General features: G+C 68.7%; 17 protein-coding genes. 4 read left to right on the plus strand and 13 right to left on the minus strand.

The window, feature by feature from the left end:
- Positions 1-4: 4 nt before the first annotated feature.
- From OG214_RS06385 to OG214_RS06400, 4 genes are all read right to left on the minus strand, one after another.
- Complete coding sequence (locus tag OG214_RS06385; RefSeq protein WP_405984099.1) at positions 5-1,027, minus strand: nucleoside hydrolase; 1,023 nt, start codon at positions 1,025-1,027, stop codon at positions 5-7.
- Positions 1,024-2,343 (minus strand): ADP-ribosylglycohydrolase family protein, encoded by a 1,320-nt coding sequence (locus tag OG214_RS06390; RefSeq protein WP_405984100.1) that lies wholly within the window; start codon positions 2,341-2,343, stop codon positions 1,024-1,026. Before OG214_RS06390 ends, OG214_RS06385 begins: the two co-directional genes overlap by 4 nt.
- 14 nt (positions 2,344-2,357) lie before the next feature.
- The gene (locus OG214_RS06395) at positions 2,358-3,419 is read right to left on the minus strand and encodes a LacI family DNA-binding transcriptional regulator (protein WP_363080230.1); all 1,062 of its coding nucleotides are present in this window, start codon (positions 3,417-3,419) and stop codon (positions 2,358-2,360) included.
- Between the two features lie 234 nt (positions 3,420-3,653).
- Positions 3,654-4,487 (minus strand): helix-turn-helix domain-containing protein, encoded by an 834-nt coding sequence (locus tag OG214_RS06400; protein WP_405984101.1) that lies wholly within the window; start codon positions 4,485-4,487, stop codon positions 3,654-3,656.
- A 141-nt stretch (positions 4,488-4,628) separates the two neighbouring features.
- On the opposite strand from OG214_RS06400, the gene OG214_RS06405 reads away from it, so the two are divergent.
- Complete coding sequence (locus tag OG214_RS06405) at positions 4,629-5,369, plus strand: SDR family oxidoreductase (RefSeq protein WP_405984102.1); 741 nt, start codon at positions 4,629-4,631, stop codon at positions 5,367-5,369.
- A 154-nt stretch (positions 5,370-5,523) separates the two neighbouring features.
- On the opposite strand, the gene OG214_RS06410 is transcribed toward OG214_RS06405, so the two are convergent.
- The 4 genes from OG214_RS06410 to OG214_RS06425 form a co-directional block, all read right to left on the minus strand.
- Positions 5,524-6,735 (minus strand): L-dopachrome tautomerase-related protein, encoded by a 1,212-nt coding sequence (locus OG214_RS06410; protein WP_405984103.1) that lies wholly within the window; start codon positions 6,733-6,735, stop codon positions 5,524-5,526.
- A gap of 365 nt (positions 6,736-7,100) precedes the next feature.
- Positions 7,101-8,108 (minus strand): zinc-binding alcohol dehydrogenase family protein, encoded by a 1,008-nt coding sequence (locus OG214_RS06415; RefSeq protein ID WP_405984104.1) that lies wholly within the window; start codon positions 8,106-8,108, stop codon positions 7,101-7,103.
- 173 nt (positions 8,109-8,281) lie between these two features.
- Positions 8,282-9,241: an alpha/beta hydrolase gene (locus tag OG214_RS06420; RefSeq protein ID WP_405984105.1), complete on the minus strand. Its 960-nt coding sequence runs from the start codon at positions 9,239-9,241 to the stop codon at positions 8,282-8,284.
- Positions 9,242-9,718: 477 nt separating this feature from the next.
- A complete protein-coding gene (locus OG214_RS06425) occupies positions 9,719-10,327 on the minus strand; it encodes a TetR/AcrR family transcriptional regulator (RefSeq protein ID WP_363080227.1) in 609 nt (202 codons plus the stop codon).
- Between the two features lie 135 nt (positions 10,328-10,462).
- Between OG214_RS06425 and OG214_RS06430 the strand changes: the two genes are divergently transcribed.
- Complete coding sequence (locus OG214_RS06430) at positions 10,463-11,971, plus strand: DHA2 family efflux MFS transporter permease subunit (protein ID WP_363080228.1); 1,509 nt, start codon at positions 10,463-10,465, stop codon at positions 11,969-11,971.
- 108 nt (positions 11,972-12,079) lie between these two features.
- On the opposite strand, the gene OG214_RS06435 is transcribed toward OG214_RS06430, so the two are convergent.
- A complete protein-coding gene (locus tag OG214_RS06435; protein WP_405984106.1) occupies positions 12,080-12,487 on the minus strand; it encodes a PPOX class F420-dependent oxidoreductase in 408 nt (135 codons plus the stop codon).
- 167 nt (positions 12,488-12,654) lie between these two features.
- Entirely contained in the window at positions 12,655-13,605 is a 951-nt protein-coding gene (locus tag OG214_RS06440; RefSeq protein ID WP_405984107.1) for an SDR family NAD(P)-dependent oxidoreductase, read from the minus strand.
- 81 nt (positions 13,606-13,686) lie between these two features.
- Between OG214_RS06440 and OG214_RS06445 the strand changes: the two genes are divergently transcribed.
- On the plus strand, positions 13,687-14,262 hold the full coding sequence (locus OG214_RS06445; RefSeq protein WP_363085980.1) for a MarR family transcriptional regulator: 576 nt from the start codon (positions 13,687-13,689) through the stop codon (positions 14,260-14,262).
- Between the two features lie 130 nt (positions 14,263-14,392).
- Here the strand turns inward: OG214_RS06445 and OG214_RS06450 are convergent, their stop codons facing one another.
- The 3 genes from OG214_RS06450 to OG214_RS06460 are packed head-to-tail and all read right to left on the minus strand — an operon-like array spanning position 14,393 to position 17,023.
- Positions 14,393-15,595, minus strand: a complete 1,203-nt coding sequence (locus OG214_RS06450) for an NAD(P)/FAD-dependent oxidoreductase (protein ID WP_405984108.1) — start codon at positions 15,593-15,595, stop codon at positions 14,393-14,395.
- The gene (locus tag OG214_RS06455) at positions 15,592-15,789 is read right to left on the minus strand and encodes a ferredoxin (protein ID WP_363081502.1); all 198 of its coding nucleotides are present in this window, start codon (positions 15,787-15,789) and stop codon (positions 15,592-15,594) included. The genes OG214_RS06450 and OG214_RS06455 overlap by 4 nt, the downstream gene beginning before the upstream one ends.
- A 40-nt stretch (positions 15,790-15,829) precedes the next feature.
- On the minus strand, positions 15,830-17,023 hold the full coding sequence (locus OG214_RS06460; RefSeq protein ID WP_405984109.1) for a cytochrome P450: 1,194 nt from the start codon (positions 17,021-17,023) through the stop codon (positions 15,830-15,832).
- Positions 17,024-17,424: 401 nt separating this feature from the next.
- Here OG214_RS06460 and OG214_RS06465 point away from each other — a divergent pair, with 401 nt between their 5' ends.
- On the plus strand, positions 17,425-18,300 hold the full coding sequence (locus OG214_RS06465; RefSeq protein ID WP_405984110.1) for an IclR family transcriptional regulator: 876 nt from the start codon (positions 17,425-17,427) through the stop codon (positions 18,298-18,300).
- Positions 18,301-18,353 lie beyond the last annotated feature (53 nt).

An 18,353-nucleotide genomic window follows, 5' to 3' on the forward strand; every position in this document is an offset into this window, starting at 1 on the left:
ACGGTCATGGGGATTGCGGTCGATCGCCGGCGGGAGTACCGGTCAGGCGATCGAGGAAGAGATGGCCGAAGCCAGGCACGTCGGTGTCGACGGCGACCGAGGCGTTGGGGGGACCGGGTGGTGGGGCGAGGGCGAGTCCGCGGTCGGCCACGACCAGGCCCCGGGCCAGTTCGCTGGTGGTGTCGGTGGCGACATGGGCCTCGGCCCACGTACACAGGGACGGGTCGAGGACGGCCGCCACCACGAGGGGGTCGTGCAGGAAGCACGCGTCCCGGTGTTCCTCGCGCAGCGGGAAGGCCCTGGCCAGGAAATCGATCCAGGCCAGCGCGCACTCCCCGGCCCAGCGGCCGAAGGAGTCACCGCGGGACAGAGCAGCGGCGTCGTCGCGGGTGAGCCGCACTCGGGAGGTCTGGTCGATGCCCACCATGCGCAGCCGCGCGCCACTGGCGAGGACCATCGCGAGCGCTTCGGGATCGACGTAGGCGTTGAAGTCGCCGACGACTGTGATGTTCTGGGCGTACCCGGTGGCGGATCCCGCCATCATGACGATTTCCGCCACGTTCCGCGCGAATCCCGGGTCGAGACGCAGCGCCAGCGCGAGGTTGGTCATGGGGCCGATGGCGACCACCGTGATCTCGCCCGGATTCGCGGCTGCCAGTTCCACGAGATACGCGGCGGCTGTGAGGTCGCTGGTCGGTCCGAGCCGGTCGTCCGCCGCAGTGGGGACGGCGGGACGGTCACCGACGACATCGTCGAACAGTGCGCGCAGGGGAGCCATGTCGCGCAGCAGTGGCCGGTCGGCACCGCGCAGGACGGGGAGGTCCGGGTGCCCCAGTCGCCGGGTGAGACGCCTGGCGACGTCGACTCCCGTGTCGACGTCGACGTTGCCGTTGACGACGGTCAGTGCCTCGACGGTCAGTTCGGGCGAGCGCAGGGCCAGCGCGATGGCCAGGCCGTCGTCGATGTCGGATCCGGGTTCGCCCAGACCGGGGTCGGTGTCGATCACGATTCTGCGTGCGGCGGTCATGCGGGCACATCCTGTTCGAGGGCGATACGCACGGCTTCCGTCCGTGCGGCGAGTTCGGTGACGGTGATCCGGTCGAAGCCGCGTACCGCGCTGCGGACCACTCCCCCGGTCGGTTCCACCAGTCGGCCGGGTATGGCGTCCGGACCGTGCAAGGCGCCGAAGACACTGCCGACCGTGGCCGCCGTCGAGTCGGTGTCACGGCCGGCGCCGACGGCGAGGCCGACACTGCGGACGAAGTCCCCCTCGCCCCAGAGGAGGGCGGCGGCGATGATGGCGGCGTTGTTGACGGTGTGTACCCAGTTGTAGCCGCCCAGTTCGCTGTCGATCCAGTGCTGCGCCGTTTCTCCGCCGGCCCCTCGCTCGGCCATGCGCAGCAGTTCGGCCTGGCTTCTGTAGAGCCGCGAGCGCGGTGGGACGACGGAGAGCGCGCCCCGCAGGGCGTCGATCGGCTCGGTGGACACGAGCGCCTCGGCGACCAGTGCGGCCGACCACATCGCACCGTAGATCCCGTTGGCGGTGTGCGACAGAACCGCGTCGGTCAGCGCCATCCTCGCCGCGGTACGTGGCTTGCCCGGCTGAACGTAGCCGTAGACATCGGTCCGGATCAGCGCGCCGATCCACTCGCGGTACGGGTTGTCATGGGTGGCCGTGTGCGGCGGCCGCAGGCCCCGGACGAGGTTGCGGTACGCGGCCCGCTCGGCCGTGAACGTCTGGGTGAAGGGTATGCGGTCGAGCCACTCGTGGGCTATGTCCTCTGTCGTCAGGCCGCGCCCGTACGTCTCCAGCAGGTGCAGGCCGAGGATCGTCCAGTCCAGGTCGTCGTCCCGCGGGATGGCGTCGAAGCGGCCGGCCGCCGCGTACGGGGCCGATTCATGCAGGTGGCTGACCCCGGCGGGCAGTTCGTCCAGCAGAGGGATGAATCCGGTCTGTGGCCATTGGCCGACGGCCCGGAGGTAGACGGCGACCTCGTCCCGCGTCAGTCCCTCGACGGGCTTGCCCATCGTGTTGGCCACACACCGTCCCAGCCAGGCACCCGCGAGTCGGCGCGGAAGCTGTTCCGCGAGGACAGGCCGGGCGGGTGACGGCGGGGCGAGGGCCGCCCATATCTCCTCCGCGTCGGACGGTTCGTCGTAGTCCCAGCTGGTGGAGCGCCGCAGAGCGGCCAGTGCCTCCGCTATGGAGGCCAGTTCCGCGAGGTCGTCGACCGCGGCGGCCCGACGAGCCGCGTCCAGCAGTTCTCCGGCGGCGTAGCCCGATGACAGAAGCTGTTCGGCTTCGTCGGGGACGAGATCACGTGGGTCAAGTACGTCGTGCACGAGCTGTGAGCTCCTCAGGCAGATTCACGGTGAACGAGATGGTGCTGGACCAGGACGCGGCGCGGCGTTCCGGAGGGATCGTCTATGCGGGCGAGCAGCAGCTCTCCCGCCACCCGCCCGATCTCCTGGGCCGGGACCCGCACCGTGGTCAGGGAAGGACTGACAAGGCTGGCCGCGTCGATGTCGTCCACACCCAGGACGGCGACATCCGAGGGAACGGACAGACCGAGCGAACGGGCCGAATCGAGGGCGCCGATCGCCATGAGGTCGTTGGCGCAGAACACCGCCGTGGGCCGCCGCTCCAGGTCCATCAGCAAGTTCATCGCCTTGGCCCCGGACTCCCTCGTCCAGTCCCCCACCGCTTCGGCCGCCCGCAGGGGCCGCAGACCGTGATCGCGCAGAGCCTGCCGGTAGCCGTCGAGGCGTGCCGAACCGGGAGCGACGCGGATGGGTCCGGAGATGATGCCCATCGTTCGATGGCCTTGACCGTACAGGTGGGCGACCGCGTCGGCGGCGATCCTCTCGTCGTCGGAGGACACCACATCGGTCGATGTCCCGTGGCGGGGTGAGCCGACGGTCACCACACGGGCCCCCGAGGCGAGCAGAGGCTCCAGCATTCGGTCCGGTACGTCGACGGCGGCCACGACCACCCCGTCCACACGGCGCTGGACGGCCTCATTGAGGAAAGCCTCGATCGGTGGTGTGCCGGCTCCGACGTCCGCCAGCAGGACGACGTACTCGCGCTTGCCGACCGCTTGCTGAAGTCCACGTGCGAGAGCGGGATAGAACGGGTTGGTCAGGTCCTGGACGACCAGTGCGACGGTCTGGCTACGGCGACCGGACAGGCCGAGTGCGAAGAAGTTCTGCTGGAACCCCATCTCCTCGACCACACGCATCACCTTGCGGCGCGTAGCCTCGGAAACGGGCCGCCGTCCTGACAGCACATGCGAGACGGTCGTCTTGCTCACTCCGGCCCGCGCGGCAACATCTGAAATGGTCGCGGGCCCTTTCGACCCACCGACATCCAAACCGGTTTGCCTGGACGTCGCCGTAGGCGCATCACCCATCTCCTCCATCTGCGCTCCTCGCTTACAAACCGGTTTGCGTTCGAGAGCAACAGTCAGCCAAATCAAGCCATGAAGTCAAGAGGTTCGCTGTCTGGAATTCGACAGCCACGATGATTACCCTCCGCGAGGGAGCGAGCGCCGAGCACGGCGCCCGGTGTGTGCGCGGCGGGCCGAAGCAGCCGCGGCTCCCGTGCCAGCGTTCCGGGTACGGACGCGCAGGGGCCGTAGGGACGCGCAGGGGGCTTACGAGCCGTGTCGGGCGATCGGGCGCAGGCTCGCCAGGGCCTCGGCGTCGCGACTGCCGGGCTCGGCCGTGCCGACGAAGAGGGACTGGGTGGGGGCGTCCTGCACCTCGAAGGTCTGGTAGGTGAGGGTGAAGCGGCCTGCCACCGGGTGGTGGAACGTCTTGGTCTTGCTGCCGAGGCGCCCCACGTCGTGGGATCCCCACAGTGTCGCGAACTCCTCGCTGTCGCGCAGAAGTTCAGCGATGAGGGCGGTCGTTCCGGCGTCGTGTCGCTCGTGTCGCTCGTGTCCTGAGGCCAGCCGCAGGGCGGAGACGGCGTCGCGGGCCACGGCGGGCCAGTCGGCGAACAGTTCCCGGGCCGCGGGGTCGCGGAACAGCGAACGCACCATCGCACGCGGATCCGTCAAGGGCAAGAGCAGCGCGTCGGCAAGGGCGTTCGAGGCCAGCACGTCCATGCGTCGGTTGAGAACATAGGCGACCGCGGTGGGAAAGGCGTCCATCAGCCGCAGCAGACTCCCGGCGACCTTCTCCTCGTCCGGGGCAGGGTGATCGGGCCTCGGCACGAGCCCGGCCAGGCGGTAGGCGTGCCAGCAGGCATCGGAGTCCAGGCGCAGCGCCCGCGCGAGGGCGTCGACGACCTGGCCGGAGGGATGGCGTTCGCGGCCCTGTTCCAGGCGGGCGTAGTAGTCGGCGCTGACCCCGGCCAGAACGGCGACCTCCTCGCGCCGCAGTCCGCTGACACGGCGTCCCGCGGAAGCGGGAAACCCCACGTCGGCCGGGCTGACACGCGAGCGACGCACCTGTAGGAAGTCACCCAGTTCGTTGCCGCTCATGTCCCGAATCGTACGCCGCCGCTTCCTGGGAGTGCCGCACCCAGGAAGGCCCGTCCTGCCGCCGCGGCCGGATCGGGCACACCCTGAAAACCCAGGTTGGCACACACCACGCGGCCGACCCCGTATCCCGAAGGGCTACGCATGACTCTCCCCACCACCGCCGCCTCCAAGGTGGTGCTGATCACCGGGGCCAGCAGCGGCATCGGCGAAGCCACCGCCAGACGGCTGGCCGCCGCCGGGCACCTCGTCGTTCTCGGCGCCCGACGCGCCGAGCGCCTGGCCGCCCTCGCCAAGGAGATCGAAGCCGATGGCGGCAGCGCTCTGCCGCACACCCTGGACGTGACCGATCCGCTCAGCGTGCGCTCCTTCGTCGCGGCCGCCCACGACCGCTACGGCCGCGTCGACGTCCTGGTCAACAACGCCGGAGTGATGCCCCTGTCACGGCTGGACGCGCTGCGCACGGACGAGTGGGACCGCATGATCGACGTCAATCTGCGCGGAGTCCTGCACGGCATCGCCGCCGTCCTGCCGATCATGAGTGCCCAAGGCGCCGGACACATCGTGAACATCGCCTCCGTGTCAGGACTGCGGGTCGACCCGACCGCCGCCGTCTACAGCGCCACCAAGCACGCGGTCCGCGCGCTGTCGGAGGGCCTGCGCCAGGAGAGCAGGGAGCTGCGGGTCACCGTGATCAGCCCCGGCCTGACCCGAAGCGAGCTGATCGACACCATCGGCGACCAGGACACCAAGGACGCGGTCACGGGCCAGATGAGCATCGCGATTCCCGCCGCCGCGATCGGCGAGGCAGTCCACTACGCCATCACCCAGCCCTCCGACGTCGACGTGAACGAACTCGTCGTCCGCCCCACTGTCCAAGGGTGAGCCATACGGTTTGTCCAAGGGTGAGCCACACGGTTCGCGTCACAGGAAGCCGGCCGCGACGGTAGTCCCTCTCGGACCCGGCCTGGGGCCTGCCGGATTCCGGCTTCGGCCCCAGGCCTACGGCAACCCCCTCCATCGAAGGGGCGCGGCCGGTTCAGCGTCGGGCGGGACCGCTGTCGATCGGAATGCGGAAGAGCGTGTACGGCTTGCGCCGGAGATCGACGCCTTCGTGGTAGACCGCCTGACGGTTGAGCTGGTTGGCCATCACGTACAGGTAGTGGTCGTAGGCGACCGACAGGGTGTCCGGCCAGATCAGCCGGTCGTCGCGGACGAGGACGCGGTACTGCCCGTCGGTTTCGCGGCGGACGAGCGCGTTTCGCTCGATGTCACCCCCGTAGACACGCCCCGCGCTGTCCGTCTCCAGACCGTCGGACATGCCCTTCGTGCCGAGATTGCGGATGGTCGACGCGACCTGCGCGTCGGTCCGGCGGAAGTCGGTCAGCGCATCCGTGCTCACGGCGTACAGGGTGCGGCTGGAGAGCGGGCAGTAGTACAGCCACTTTCCGTCGGGGCTCAGCGCGATGCCGTCGGCCCCGACGTTGATGGGGCTGGTGGGCCCGTTCGCCGGCCGGTTGAGCAGGGGTTGTCCCTCGACCGTGGGCACGAAGTCGGGAACGGGGCGGGTGGAGGGGTCGTTGTTCAGCCGGCGCCGGGATTCACCGGTGGCGAGGTCCACGACGACGAGAGCGTTCGGACCGTCCGTAGACGCGTCCGTGAGGTACGCGGTGCCGGCCTTCCCCCGGGTGAGGTCGAAGCGCACGTCGTTGATGAAGCTGCGGGGCCCCGCCACCCCGGCGGGGAAGACGATGGTGCGGACCACCTTGTTCGTCCGCAGATCCACCGCGACCAGCTTCGGGCCCCCGACGGGGGCGTCCGCCCATTCGATACGTCCCGTGTCCAGGACCCACAGCCGGTCGGAGGCGTCGACCACGACGCTCTGGACGCCGAGGAAATGCCGGGCGGGGTCGCCGGTGTCGGCGACGTTGATCGCCTGGTCCGGGTAGGCGACAGGCTTCCCGTCGCGGATCTCGGCGACCGAGTAGGGGACCTTGTCCCCCCAGTGCGGAAAGTTCACGAAGATCCTGCCGGTACGGGAGACGGTCACCCCGGTCGGCATGGCGCCGTAGAACGAGGCGACGGGCTCCAGCCGCTCACCGGCCGCGCCGCCACCGAACGCCTTGGGGACGGCCCGGGGCGCGTCGGTCGCGTCGAGGGTGCAGCCGGACAGCAGCAGTGTCAGAGCCACGGGGGCCGCCGCCGAGACGAGGGCACGGCGTGCGACAAGGGTGCGACGTCGTAGAAGCATGTCTCCGCCCTTCGGTGAGAAGGCGATCAGGATGCTTGTTCCGCTACCGGAAACGCGTCGGCCGTGCGCTCTTCGGTGGGCTTCTCCGAGCGGTCCTCGGGTGAGCGCCCCTTACGGATGGGAGTGACACCTGCGGCCCTGCCGTCATCCGGTGTGAACGGCGGTCTGCCACTGGCCGGTGTGTCGGGAAGCCGGACGTCAGCCGCGCTTCTCCGGCCTTCGTGCCACCGCCGATTGGCTCCGACGATAAGCCACCGCCTTCCCGACGGCAAACGCTCAGCCACCGGTCGACAGCCCCGGGTGACCGCCGGCTGGGGGCTGCGGACCGGAATCCACCGCCGGCCAGGACCGGCGTCCGAGCCGGTTCAGCGGGCGACGACGACCTTGCCGGTGGTGCGGCCGGATTCGACCAGTCGGTGGGCCTCGCGCATGCCGGTGGCGGAGAAGTCGTCGACGGTCGTGGTGAGGGTCGTACGGATCCGCTTGCCGTCGACCAGTCCGGCGACGGTCTCTAGGAGCTTTCCCTGCTCGCTCATGTCGTCGGTCCGGTACATGGTCCGGGTGAACATCAGCTCCCAGTGCCAGGCGATGCTCTTGGGCTTGAGCGGGAGCAGGTCGAGTCCCGCGGGCTCGTCGATGGCGGTGATGTGGCCGAAGGGCCGTACGATCCGCGCGAACGCCTCGATGTTCCCGTGTGAGTGCGGGCTGAAGAGGTAGTCGAGCCCTTCGGGGGCCACCTCGCCGGCGGACTCCGCGAGACGGTGGTGGTCGACGATCCCGTCGGCGCCGAGCTGCCTCACCCACTTCTGTGACTCCGGCCGGGTGGCGGACGCCAGCACACGGAGCGCGGTGAGTTCCTTGGCGAGCTGGATCATGATCGACCCGACGCCGCCGGCCCCGCCCAGCGCCAGCAGGGTCCCGGTGGAGCCGGCGGTCAGCCCGAAACGCTCGAAGAGTGTTTCCCACGCGGTGATCGTGGTCAGCGGCATGGCAGCCGCCTCGGCGAAGCTCAGAGAAGCGGGCTTACGGGCGGTGATCCGCTCGTCCACGGCGTGCAGGTCCGCGTTGGCCCCCGCGCGGGTGGCGTCACCCGCGTACCAGACCTCGTCCCCGACCGACAGTGTGGTCACCTCCGGGCCGACGGCCTCCACCACGCCTGCCGCGTCGAACCCCAGGATCCGCGGGTCGGCGCTCGGTTCGAGTGCGATGCGGCTCTTGACGTCCGCCGGGTTCACCGACACCGCCTGGACCCGGACCAGGATGTCGCGGGGCCGTAGCGTCGGCCTGGGAACCTCGACGTCCTGGAGGCTCTCCGGGTTGTCCACCGGCAGTCCTCTGTAGGAGGCGATCGCCCGCATCGTGGTCGTCGTCATGGTGTGCTCCTCTGTACGCGGCTGTCCGGTCGGCATTCCTTGACGTACACGTTGCCGTCGGTGCCGGGCTTCAGCCCGCCTGACGCGCCTTCCGAACAGGGGACAGTGAAAGAGAAGTACGCCGACCGTCGCTCCTGTGGGCCGGCAGGACGCAGGTGAGTACGTCGGTGCTCCTACGCGACCTTCGCGCCCATAGTGCGCACGAAATGGTGTGCCGCGGCATCGCAAGCGGTATTCATCGGGCCGGGCTGATCATAGAAGTCGAACTGGGAAACCTCCTCGATCCACAACTGGTCGACCTCGTGCGGAACCTGCGCGGCGAACTCCCGGACACTCTCCGGACTTGCCGCCGCATCGCTGTGCACGGTAAGGAGCGGCTGCTTGAGGAAAGCCGCGGCGGCCTGCGCGTCGTACTTCAGCCACTTGTCCCAGGACGCCGGGTTGAAAGTGTTTTCCCACTCCGGGACCATTCCCCGGTCAGGATTGGTGTAATAGTCGGCGCCTGCCGCAGTGTCTTCCGCGGTCTGATCGACCGCGGCGACAAGGCGCTCCTCACCGGTCCTGTCGTATTCCTCCAGGGCCTCGCGGGCCGCGTCCCGAAGTACGGCGAGACCCTGATCCCCGCCGAGGTGCGCGGCGACGGTGGCTCGGCTCGGGACGGCAGGCGCGACAAGGGCGAGCGACTTGATGAGGTCGCTCTGTGTCGCGGCTGTGGCCAGGTAGGCGCTGCTGGCGCAGATGCCGAGCCCGCCGATCGCGCTCGCCTCGACATCGGAACGCGCCCTCAGATACTCGGCGGCGGCCACGATGTCAGCCGCCTTCGCGAAAGGGTCCTCCATCGACCTGGGCCGTCCGCCACTCTCACCCCAACCGCGGAAATCGAATGCGAGGGCGATAAAACCGCGGGCCGCCATTTCTCGTGCGTAGCCGACGGGCATTTGCTCCTTGACCGTGCCCCACGCACCGGTGACGATCACTGCCGGGAGCAGCTCGGACACTCCGGCCGCCGATGGAAGATAGAGATTCCCCACCAGCGTCGCATTGTGTGACTCAAAACTCACCCGTTCCGTACGGAAACGGTCGGACCGTATCCCCGGTTCCGTTACCGCCTGAGCCTTCTTCGAGGATTCCATCGTCGCTCCTTGCTGTTCTGCGTCGGAAGGTGGACCTTCCGTCCGGACGGCACCCGCAAACGGCAAGAGGCCGTTGGTCACACCGCCGTGGATCAGCTACACACTCGCGAGGTTAACACCATTCACCATGTCCGGGAAAGCCTCTCGCCCAGTGGAATCTGAGGGGAAGCTCGGGGGCTCGAATTTCGCGCACTTCCCACGCACTTCCCGCGCAATGCCGCGCAGATGCCGTGCGGTTCCGGTCGCCTCGGACTCGGATCTCGCGCGCGGTGGGGTTGGCCGAGGAGGCGGTCATGGTGCGGGAACACGAAGCCATGCCGTGGCGATCAGCACACGGGTGGAACGGTGAGCACACTTCCGGGCAAAAGGAGGCGGCGAGCAGGGCGTCGAACAGCCCCACCACCCGCTGTGCCTACTGAGCCAGAAGGGCCAGATGGGCCCGCTGGACGAGATCGGACCCGTAAGCGCCGCAGGCACTCATCGGTCGGCGCGCGCCTGGGCGATGATCGCGTGCACCATGTACCCGGCTCGCCGTTCGGCCGCGACCAGCGGTTCGCTCTCCGTACTGAGCAGGCCCTGCTGCAGATAGACCGCCAGACCGTGGGCGGACGCGGACACCGACACGATGAGGTCGAAGGCGACGGCATCGTCGGGAACGATCCGGCGCGCCACGGGCATCAGCAGATCACGCAGGGCGCTTCCCGCCTCCGCCAGGTCCGGATGCTCCTCCTTGCCCAGTCCCGCCCCGAAAGCGATGTCGAAGAGTGCCTGCTCATCGGCGGCGAAGCGTACGTAGGCGACGGCGAAAGCCGCCAACTGCCCCTCGGCGTCCTCGACGGAGGCGATCGCCTCGCTGAACCGCGCGTGCTGCTCCCGGTAGGAGCGCGCCGCCAGTGCGGCCAGCAGTGCGTCACGGTCCGCGAAGTGCTTGTAAGGGGCCGACACACTCACCCCCGCCCGGCGACAGGCCTCCGCCAGGGTGAACCCGTGCGGTCCCCGCTCCGCCACGAGTTCCAGGGCGGCCTGCTCCAGTGCGTTGCGAAGGTCGCCGTGATGCTGCCCCGGCCGACGTCGTTTGACATCCATGAGGACGAGGTTAACACTCTTCACCGTGCCTGGTGAATGTCATTCACCATAAGCCCTGAGACACCTGCCGCCTCTGTCCCGTCACACCTTTCCCCTCCATTTTTCCCCTCCCACTTGCTGGAGTACTCGACCGTGATGGAAACCACAACCGCCGAACCGGGCCCCCCTCACACGGACACCGGGCCCTCCCCACAGGCATCCACAGCACACGCACGACGCTGGTGGGTGCTGATCGTCATCGCGCTCGCCCAACTCATGGTCGTCCTCGATGCGACCATCGTGAACATAGCGCTGCCATCCGCCCAGTCCGACTTGGGATTCAGCGACGGCAACCGGCAGTGGATCGTCACCGCGTACGCCCTGGTGTTCGGCAGTCTCCTGCTGCTGGGCGGCCGGCTCGCCGATCTGTTCGGGCGCAAGATCGTCTTTCTGGCGGGGACCGTCGGCTTCGCGGGGGCGTCGGCCCTGGCCGGTGCCGCCCAGAACTTCGAGGTCCTGGTCACCGGCCGCGCACTGCAAGGCCTCTTCGGCGCCCTTCTGGCACCGGCCGCCCTCGCCCTGCTCAACGACACCTTCACCGAGGCCAGGGAACGCGCGCGGGCCTTCGGTGTCTTCGGTGCCATCGGCGGTGCCGGCGGCGGACTGGGCCTGCTCCTGGGCGGCCTCCTCACCGAGCATCTGAACTGGCGCTGGACCCTCTACGTCAACCTCGCCTTCGCGGCTCTCGCCTTCGCCGGCGGCATGCTTCTGATGCGAAGCGGCGCACCCGCGCAGCGACCCAAGCTCGACCTGCCCGGCACACTGCTCGCCTCGACCGGCCTGTTCGGCCTGGTGTTCGGCTTCTCCCGTGCCGAGCGATACGGCTGGTCCTCGCCGCAGACGTGGGGCTTCCTCACCGCGGCCGGTCTGGTCCTGGCAGCCTTCGCCTGGTGGCAGACTCGCGCGCGCCATCCCCTGCTGCCTCTGCGCATCCTCGCCGACCGCACCCGTGGCGCGGCCTTCCTGATGGTCGCCCTCTCCAGTGCCGGAATGTTCGGCGTCTTCCTTTTCCTGACGTACTACATGCAGTCGCTGCTGGGCTTCACACCGGTCAGGACCGGCATCGCGTTCCTGCCGATGATCGGCATCCTCATGGTCGTGGCGCAGATGTCCATCAGCGTCCTCATCCCGCGCTTCGGACCGAAGACCGTCGTTCCCGTCGGCATGCTGATGGCCGCGGTCGGCTTGTCGATGCTGACCGGCCTGGATCTGGACAGCGGCTACGCCGCCCACATCCTGCCCCCGCTCCTCATCCTCGGCGCCGGTCTCGGCCTGGTCATGCCGCCTGCCATGAGCCTGGGAATCACCGGGGTCACCACGCACGACGCCGGTGCCGCCAGTGCCGCCGTCAACACCATGCAGCAGGTTGGCGGAGCCGTCGGCACCGCACTGCTCAACACCCTGGCCGCCAGCGCCGCCGGCGCTTACCTCGCCGACCACGGCCGCACGCCCGCGCATCTGGCCCAGGCCCAGTTGGAGAGCTACTCCGCCGCCTACTGGTGGTCCGCGGGACTCTTCGCGGTGGGCGCCGTCATCGCCGCCCTCCTGTTCCGGCGCGGTCGCCCCGACTCCGCTCCCGAGGGCGCCACGGTCGTCCACATGTGACCCCGGGGACGTACGCCTCAGTGCTGGTCGACGGCCGCACCGACTACGTCCAGCGGGTACGCACGCCGGTGGAGCAGCACGGGCACGCCCGCGAGGGCGGCCCGTCGCTCAGGACTCCGTCACCGCGATGGCGACGAGCGGGCGCTTACGCCTCAGCACACGGTCGGCGATACGCACCAGGCGGTACAGGAAGGTTCGTTCGGCCATGTAGTGCTGAACCCGAGCGATCTCCCGCTCGTCCAGGAGACGCGCCACACCCTCGACTTCGGGAGCGCCGGCCGGCACGGTCCCCCGCCCGTTGCAGGGCGCGATCACCACGCGCCCACTGTTGCGGATGCGTTTGACCTTTCCGGTGCCGGGTGGCGTCAGCACGTACAGTGTGTTGCCTTCGATCACGCACCCGACCGGCGTGACGACGGCGCGGCCGTCCTTGCGGAACGTGGTCAGGCTGACGTACAAGCCTCTGCCGATGCGTTTCAGAGCGGCTTCGAAGTCGGGGGTTGTGTCGAGTGACATAGGGACTCCACTAGTCGTGGTGAACTGAATTCACCTTTGGTGAACAGTATTCACCAAGGGACTGTGGCGACGCCAGTCGATCCGTGAGAGCGCACCCGGCAGCGCCCCGCCCGCCGTCACGGTGGGGCACAAGCGGGCATTGCGGGTCCGAACACCCCGCGGAAAGCTCACGCCCGGCCGGCCCCCGGGTCGAAGGTGATGCCGGTCAGCTCCTCGGACCGGCTCCACAGACGCGACGCCACCGCGGCGTCCAGGCCGATCCGCGGCGGGCGGGTCAGGGCCGGTCGCCCGGAACTGCCGCGCCGTGGACCGTAGTACTGGCCTCCCCGGGCGCCGGGATCGGTCGCGGCGTGTACGGCGGACCACGCGCCGCGGTCCTTGCCCTGCACGGGCAGCGGCAGTCGTCCCAGAGCGCGGCCGAAAGCCGAGGACCGGACAATGCCGTCGCGAGCGGGGCTGAACGCGTCCACGCTCAGGCCCGGGTGAGCCGCGAGGGACTCGACGTCCACACCCGCCGCTCGCAGCCGGCGATCGAGTTCGAAGGCGGTGAGCAGCACGGCGTGCTTGGACTGGGTATAGGCGTGCTGGGGACGGTAGGACCGCTCACTTTGCAGGTCGTCGGGGTCGAACTTGGTCGTCTTGGCCATGATGCTGCCGATGGCGACGACCCGGCTCCCCGGGGTGGCCGCGAGGCGCGGCATGACGAGGGCCGTCAGCGCGAAGTGGCCGAGGTGGTTGGTGCCCACGGCCAGTTCGAAGCCTTGCTGCGTGGTGCGGCGCTCCCGCCCGGGGTCGCTGATCCCGGCGTTCGCGATGAGTCCGTCCAGCCGGTCCAAGCCGCGCAGTGTCTCGGCGGCCGCGGCCACGGAGTCGAGATCGGCCAGGTCCAGCGGCACCGATGTCACGCGGGCCGAGTCCTGTCGGGTTTTGATCGAGTCGAGAGCGGCCGCGAGCCGTTCCGGGTTCCTGCCGAGGACGACGACGTGTGCGCCGGCCGCCGCGAGCTGTTCGGAGATGAAGTAGCCGATACCGGCGTTGCCACCGGTCACCGCATACGTCCGGCCACGCAGTTTCGAGAGCGTCAGTGGGTTCGGGGGCGTCAGTGGGTTCGAGGTCACCGCATCACCTTTCGAGAGTCGAAGTTTTCGAATGGCGCACCGTACATTGGTCGTATGATGCGAGTCACATACCATGAAGACGTGAGGCCTTCGCCGAAGTCAGCGCTGGAAGCGGTCTACGAGATCGTCATGGCCACGACCCACCGGGCGGAACCGGAGCTCTCCGCCCTCGGCCTGACGATGTCGACGGCCTACGCGCTGTGGGCGATGGACCCCGAAGAGCCGGCGCCCACGATGAAGGTGATGGCGCAGCGCCTGAGATGCAATGCGTCCAGCCTCACCTTCATCTCCGACCGGCTGGTGAAGCTGGGATACATCACCCGGACCGAGGACCCCGCCAACCGGCGTTTTCGCGTGCTCGCCCTCACCGGGACCGGCCGCGCCGCACGGGACAAGGCACTGACGGCTCTGGAGGAATCGTGCCCCCTGATCCGCCTGACCCGTGTGGAGCAGGACGACGTGCTGCATCTGCTCGCCCGGACCCTCATCGATCCCGACCGCGCACCGGACGGCGGCTCGGACGGCGGCTCGGACCGTACGGATGGTGAAGGGGCCGGTACGGCGGGCGTTCCGCGCCGTGGCACAGGCGAAGCCGTGGCGAGCACACCGGCCCGGAGGCGACCGCGTACCCGGGCGAGCGCGACGAACGACGGATAGCGCCCGGTCGGCGGCGTCGAACACAGGCCCCCTCCGCCGGGCGCCGCGCGGACCGGCAGCCGCACGAGGCCAGACATCCCGCGGCGTCCAGCCACCTGTCACCTCTGCAGTGCTCGCCTGCGGTGCTCACCTACACCGGGGCCAAGGCATCACCTGCGAGAGTGCTCCATGGCCGCCGGTCGGCAATCGCAGCGCGCCACGTGCGCAGCTCCTTGGGACGGGAGTTGACCGCCACAACGCCGACCAGCCGGTCTTCCTTGCGGTAGGCCGCGATGAATCGGCGCCGATCGAGACCGCCGTCGACAATGGCCACCTCTTCGTGGCCCCGCAGATGTCCGTATGCCTGGATCTTCAGGTCGTACTGGTCGGACCAGAAGTACGGGACCGGCGTGAAGGGGCGCGGCTCGGCAGGCCGGAGAAGATTACGGGCGACGGCAAGACCCGCTTCCGCCGCGTTCGTGCGGTGTTCCACCCGCATCAAGCCGCCGAACAGCGCATTGTGCCAACGTGCCACGTCTCCCACGCCGTAGACCGACGGCGCGGCCCGGCAGTACTCGTCACAGACGAGACCGTCGGAGAGGGGCAGCCCGCTGCCTCTCAGCCATTCCGTGTTGGGGCGCGCGCCGATACCGACCACCACCGCGTCCCCGTTCACCTCGGTGCCGTCGGCCAGCCGGACGCCGGTCGCCCGCCCACCGCCGCTCAGAACGCTGTCCACCGCTGTACCGGTCCGGAGGGCCACACCGTGATCGCGGTGCACGTCGGCGAGCATTCTCCCGACGAGGGGGCCGAGAGCCCCGGCCAGGGGGACGGGTCCGGGCTCGATCATGGTGACCTCCACGCCCAGGCCGCGAGCGGTGGAAGCGGCTTCGGCACCGATGAATCCGGCCCCGACAACGATCAGACGACGACCCGGCGCGAGGTGCGCCTTGAGGGCGAGCGCGTCCTCGAGCGTTCTGAGGTGGTGCACTCCCCGCACACCCTCACTGCCCGGCAGCCGCCGCGGACGCGCCCCCGTGGCCACCACCAGGGCGTCGTACTCGATCAGGCCGCCGCCGACGACGACCTTCCGCGCGATGGTGTCAGCGGCCTCGGCCGTCTCCCCGAGCCTCAGATCCAGGTCCAGGGCGTCGAGGTCCTCCGGGCGGCGCAGCAGGATCTGGTTCGGCTCCAGCTCCCCCGCGAGGATCTGCTTCGACAGGGGCGGCCGGTCGTACGGAAGGCAGGACTCGCTGCCGATCAGCGTGATCCCGCCCCCGTACCCGAGCCCGCGCAGCGCCTCGGCGGTGGCCAGCCCACCGGCCGAGGCACCGACCACGACGACACGCTTCACAGTTCTGTCACCTTGATGGCCGCAGCCGGGCACACCAGCGCCGCTTCCCGGACTGCCGCGTGCCGAGCCGGCGGAGGCGACTCGTCGAGCAGGACGACCATGCCGTCCTCGTCCCGCTGGTCGAAGACATCCGGAGCGATCAGAACACACTGGCCGGAGGCCACGCACCGGGGTACGTCCGCTTCGACATTCATGGGTTCTCTTTCCTTCCTCACTCGGTGCTGTTCTGGGAGGTCACCAGAGAACGGGCATGAAGCTGGGGCCGTAGGCAGCCGCGGTGCTCTTGAACGTGACCTCCTGGTCGGGGTCGACGCGCAGATCGGGCAGTCGCCGGAAGATCTCCGGCAGCACGATCTGAAGCTCCATACGGGCCAGCGGCTGCCCGAGGCACTGGTGGATGCCGTAGCCGAAAGCGAGGTGCTGCCGTGCGTTGCTCCGGGACAGGTCGAGACGGTCGGACGCGGAGAATACGGCCTCGTCGCGGTTGGCCGAATTGAGCATGATGATCACACCCTCACCGGCCTTGACCGTGACATCGCCGACAGCGATGTCCTCGGTCGCCACCCGGCTGAGTCCCGACTGCGCGATCGTCAGGTAACGGAGCAACTCCTCGACCGCGTTCGCCAGTTCGGCACCGCCCGCGTGAAGACGGGGCAGTTGGCCGGGGTGATCCAGCAGCGCCAGCACTCCCAGGCCGATCATATTGGCCGTGGTCTCGTGGCCCGCGAAGAGCAGGAACGCACCCGCATCGGCCGCATCCCGTACCGAGAAGGTTCCCGCGTCGACCTGTGCGCCCAGCCTGCTGATCAAGTCCTCTCTCGGCTCGCGGCGCCGTTGCTCGACAAGCCCCTCAAGGTAGTCGGCCAGTGCCACCTGCGCCGTGGTCTTCGCTTCGCCCGAAACCGCGGTGTCGATGAGGACCTTCGAGTGCTCCTGGAAGAAGGAATGGTCCTCGTACGGGACACCGAGCAGTTCGCAGATGACCAAGGAGGGCAACGGCAGCGCGATTGTCCCGACGAAGTCCACCGGAGGACCCTGCTCGATCATCCCGCTCATGAGCTGGTCGAAGATCTTGGACGTCGGAGCGCGCAGCGCGTCGATGCGCTTGACCATGAACTCCCGGGTCAGCACACCGCGGAAGACGGCATGGACCGGGTCGTCATGGAAGTTGAAGAAACCCCGCGGCATGGCCAGGGGCGTCCGCGAAGGGTATCCCGGCCGGGTCGTGTCGGAACTGGCCGCGGTGCTGCCCAGCACCGTCCGCGCGTCTTCCCACCGGGTCACCAGCCACGTGGGCGGCGCTTCGTCGTCGAGGCGCACACGGGAGATGGGTGCCTCGTGCCGCAGTTCGCGGTAGCGGGGCGGCGGGTCGAGCGGGGAATTCTTGTCGCGTGCCAGAGTCAGTACAGGAATACTCGCGGCAGACATATCCACAAGGGCCTCCTAAAAGCAAGAAATGTAAGTCCGCATGAAGGGATACTTCGAAAAAGTAACACGAGAATATTCACCTTCGCGAGAGAAATGCAAACAGCACCAATACATGACTCGCGTTCCGAAACTCGATCACCGCGTAATCGGATCCGAGACCCGGAAATCACCATGTGACACACAAACCCCATGCGGCCGCAGCTCGTCGGCGCCTCCAGGGCCGCGGCGAACGACGTGCTCGTCCGGCGACCCGAACCTGGGCAGGTGTCCCGTTTGCCCACAGTACGTGCCCCATACGCTTCGGGTCTCGAACTGTATGATGGGAAGCAGGAAAGCCCGGATCGCCCGGACCTGCAGGGCGACACTTCCCCGCCGCTGACCTGACAGGAGGGAAGAACCCTGTGGATACGGTGCCGTCACGTCGATTTCCGACAAGCACGAGCAGATCGGCTGAAGCCCTGAAGGACACGGTTGAGCCTGCTGTCACAGGAACTCGAAGCGTTTTCCGCGCCCTGTCGATCCTGCACGCGTTCTCGGCCCGCCAGCCCAATCTGAGTGGACGGGAAGTCGCTGAGAAGTTCGGCTACTCATTACCGACGGCGTATCGTCTGCTGCGCGCCCTTGAGGCAGAGCATTTCCTGGTATTCGACAAGTCCACCCGGACCTACAGCCCTGGGCCGGAAATCCTCAGGCTGTCCGGTGTCATGCTGCAGCGCGACGGTGTCGTGGCACAGACCCAGTCGACCCTGATCCGGCTGCGTGCGCTGACCGGGGAGACGGTCGGCGTCTTCTGGCGTCTGGGAAATCAGCGCACCTGCACCCATGAGATGGTCAGCCCGCATCCGGACCGCATCGAGGCCGGTGTCGGCGAGGACTATCCCCTTACACGGGGTGCGGCCGGCAAGGCCCTGCTCATCACACTGCACGACTCGGCGATCCGCGAGCTCGTCGCCGACCCGGAGGTCCCCGACCCGCTCAGAGGGGTCGATGCGCTGCTGACCGAGCTGGAGACGAGCCGAAGGCGCGGCTACACCGTCAGCGTGGCGGAAACCGTCGCGGGTGCCGTGTCGATCGCCGCGCCGATCCCCTGGTTGCAGCAGGGACTGGCGGTCTGCAGCATCACGGCTCCGCAGTCCCGGTTCGGCCCGAAGGAAGTAGAGACGGCCGGCGCCACTCTGGTCGAGGAGATGCAGCGGCTGCGATCTCATCTCGGCCGACGTCCCGCGGAGGACGGTCCTGGCCGTCCATTCCGACGGATGGACGGCGCAAGCGGCTGACCAGGCTGTTCGCGTGATCACCGCGGACGGGTCCGGCATCGCGGCCCGCGCTC

It is taken from the genome of Streptomyces sp. NBC_00872 (assembly GCF_045161915.1).
Lineage (GTDB): Bacteria > Actinomycetota > Actinomycetes > Streptomycetales > Streptomycetaceae > Streptomyces.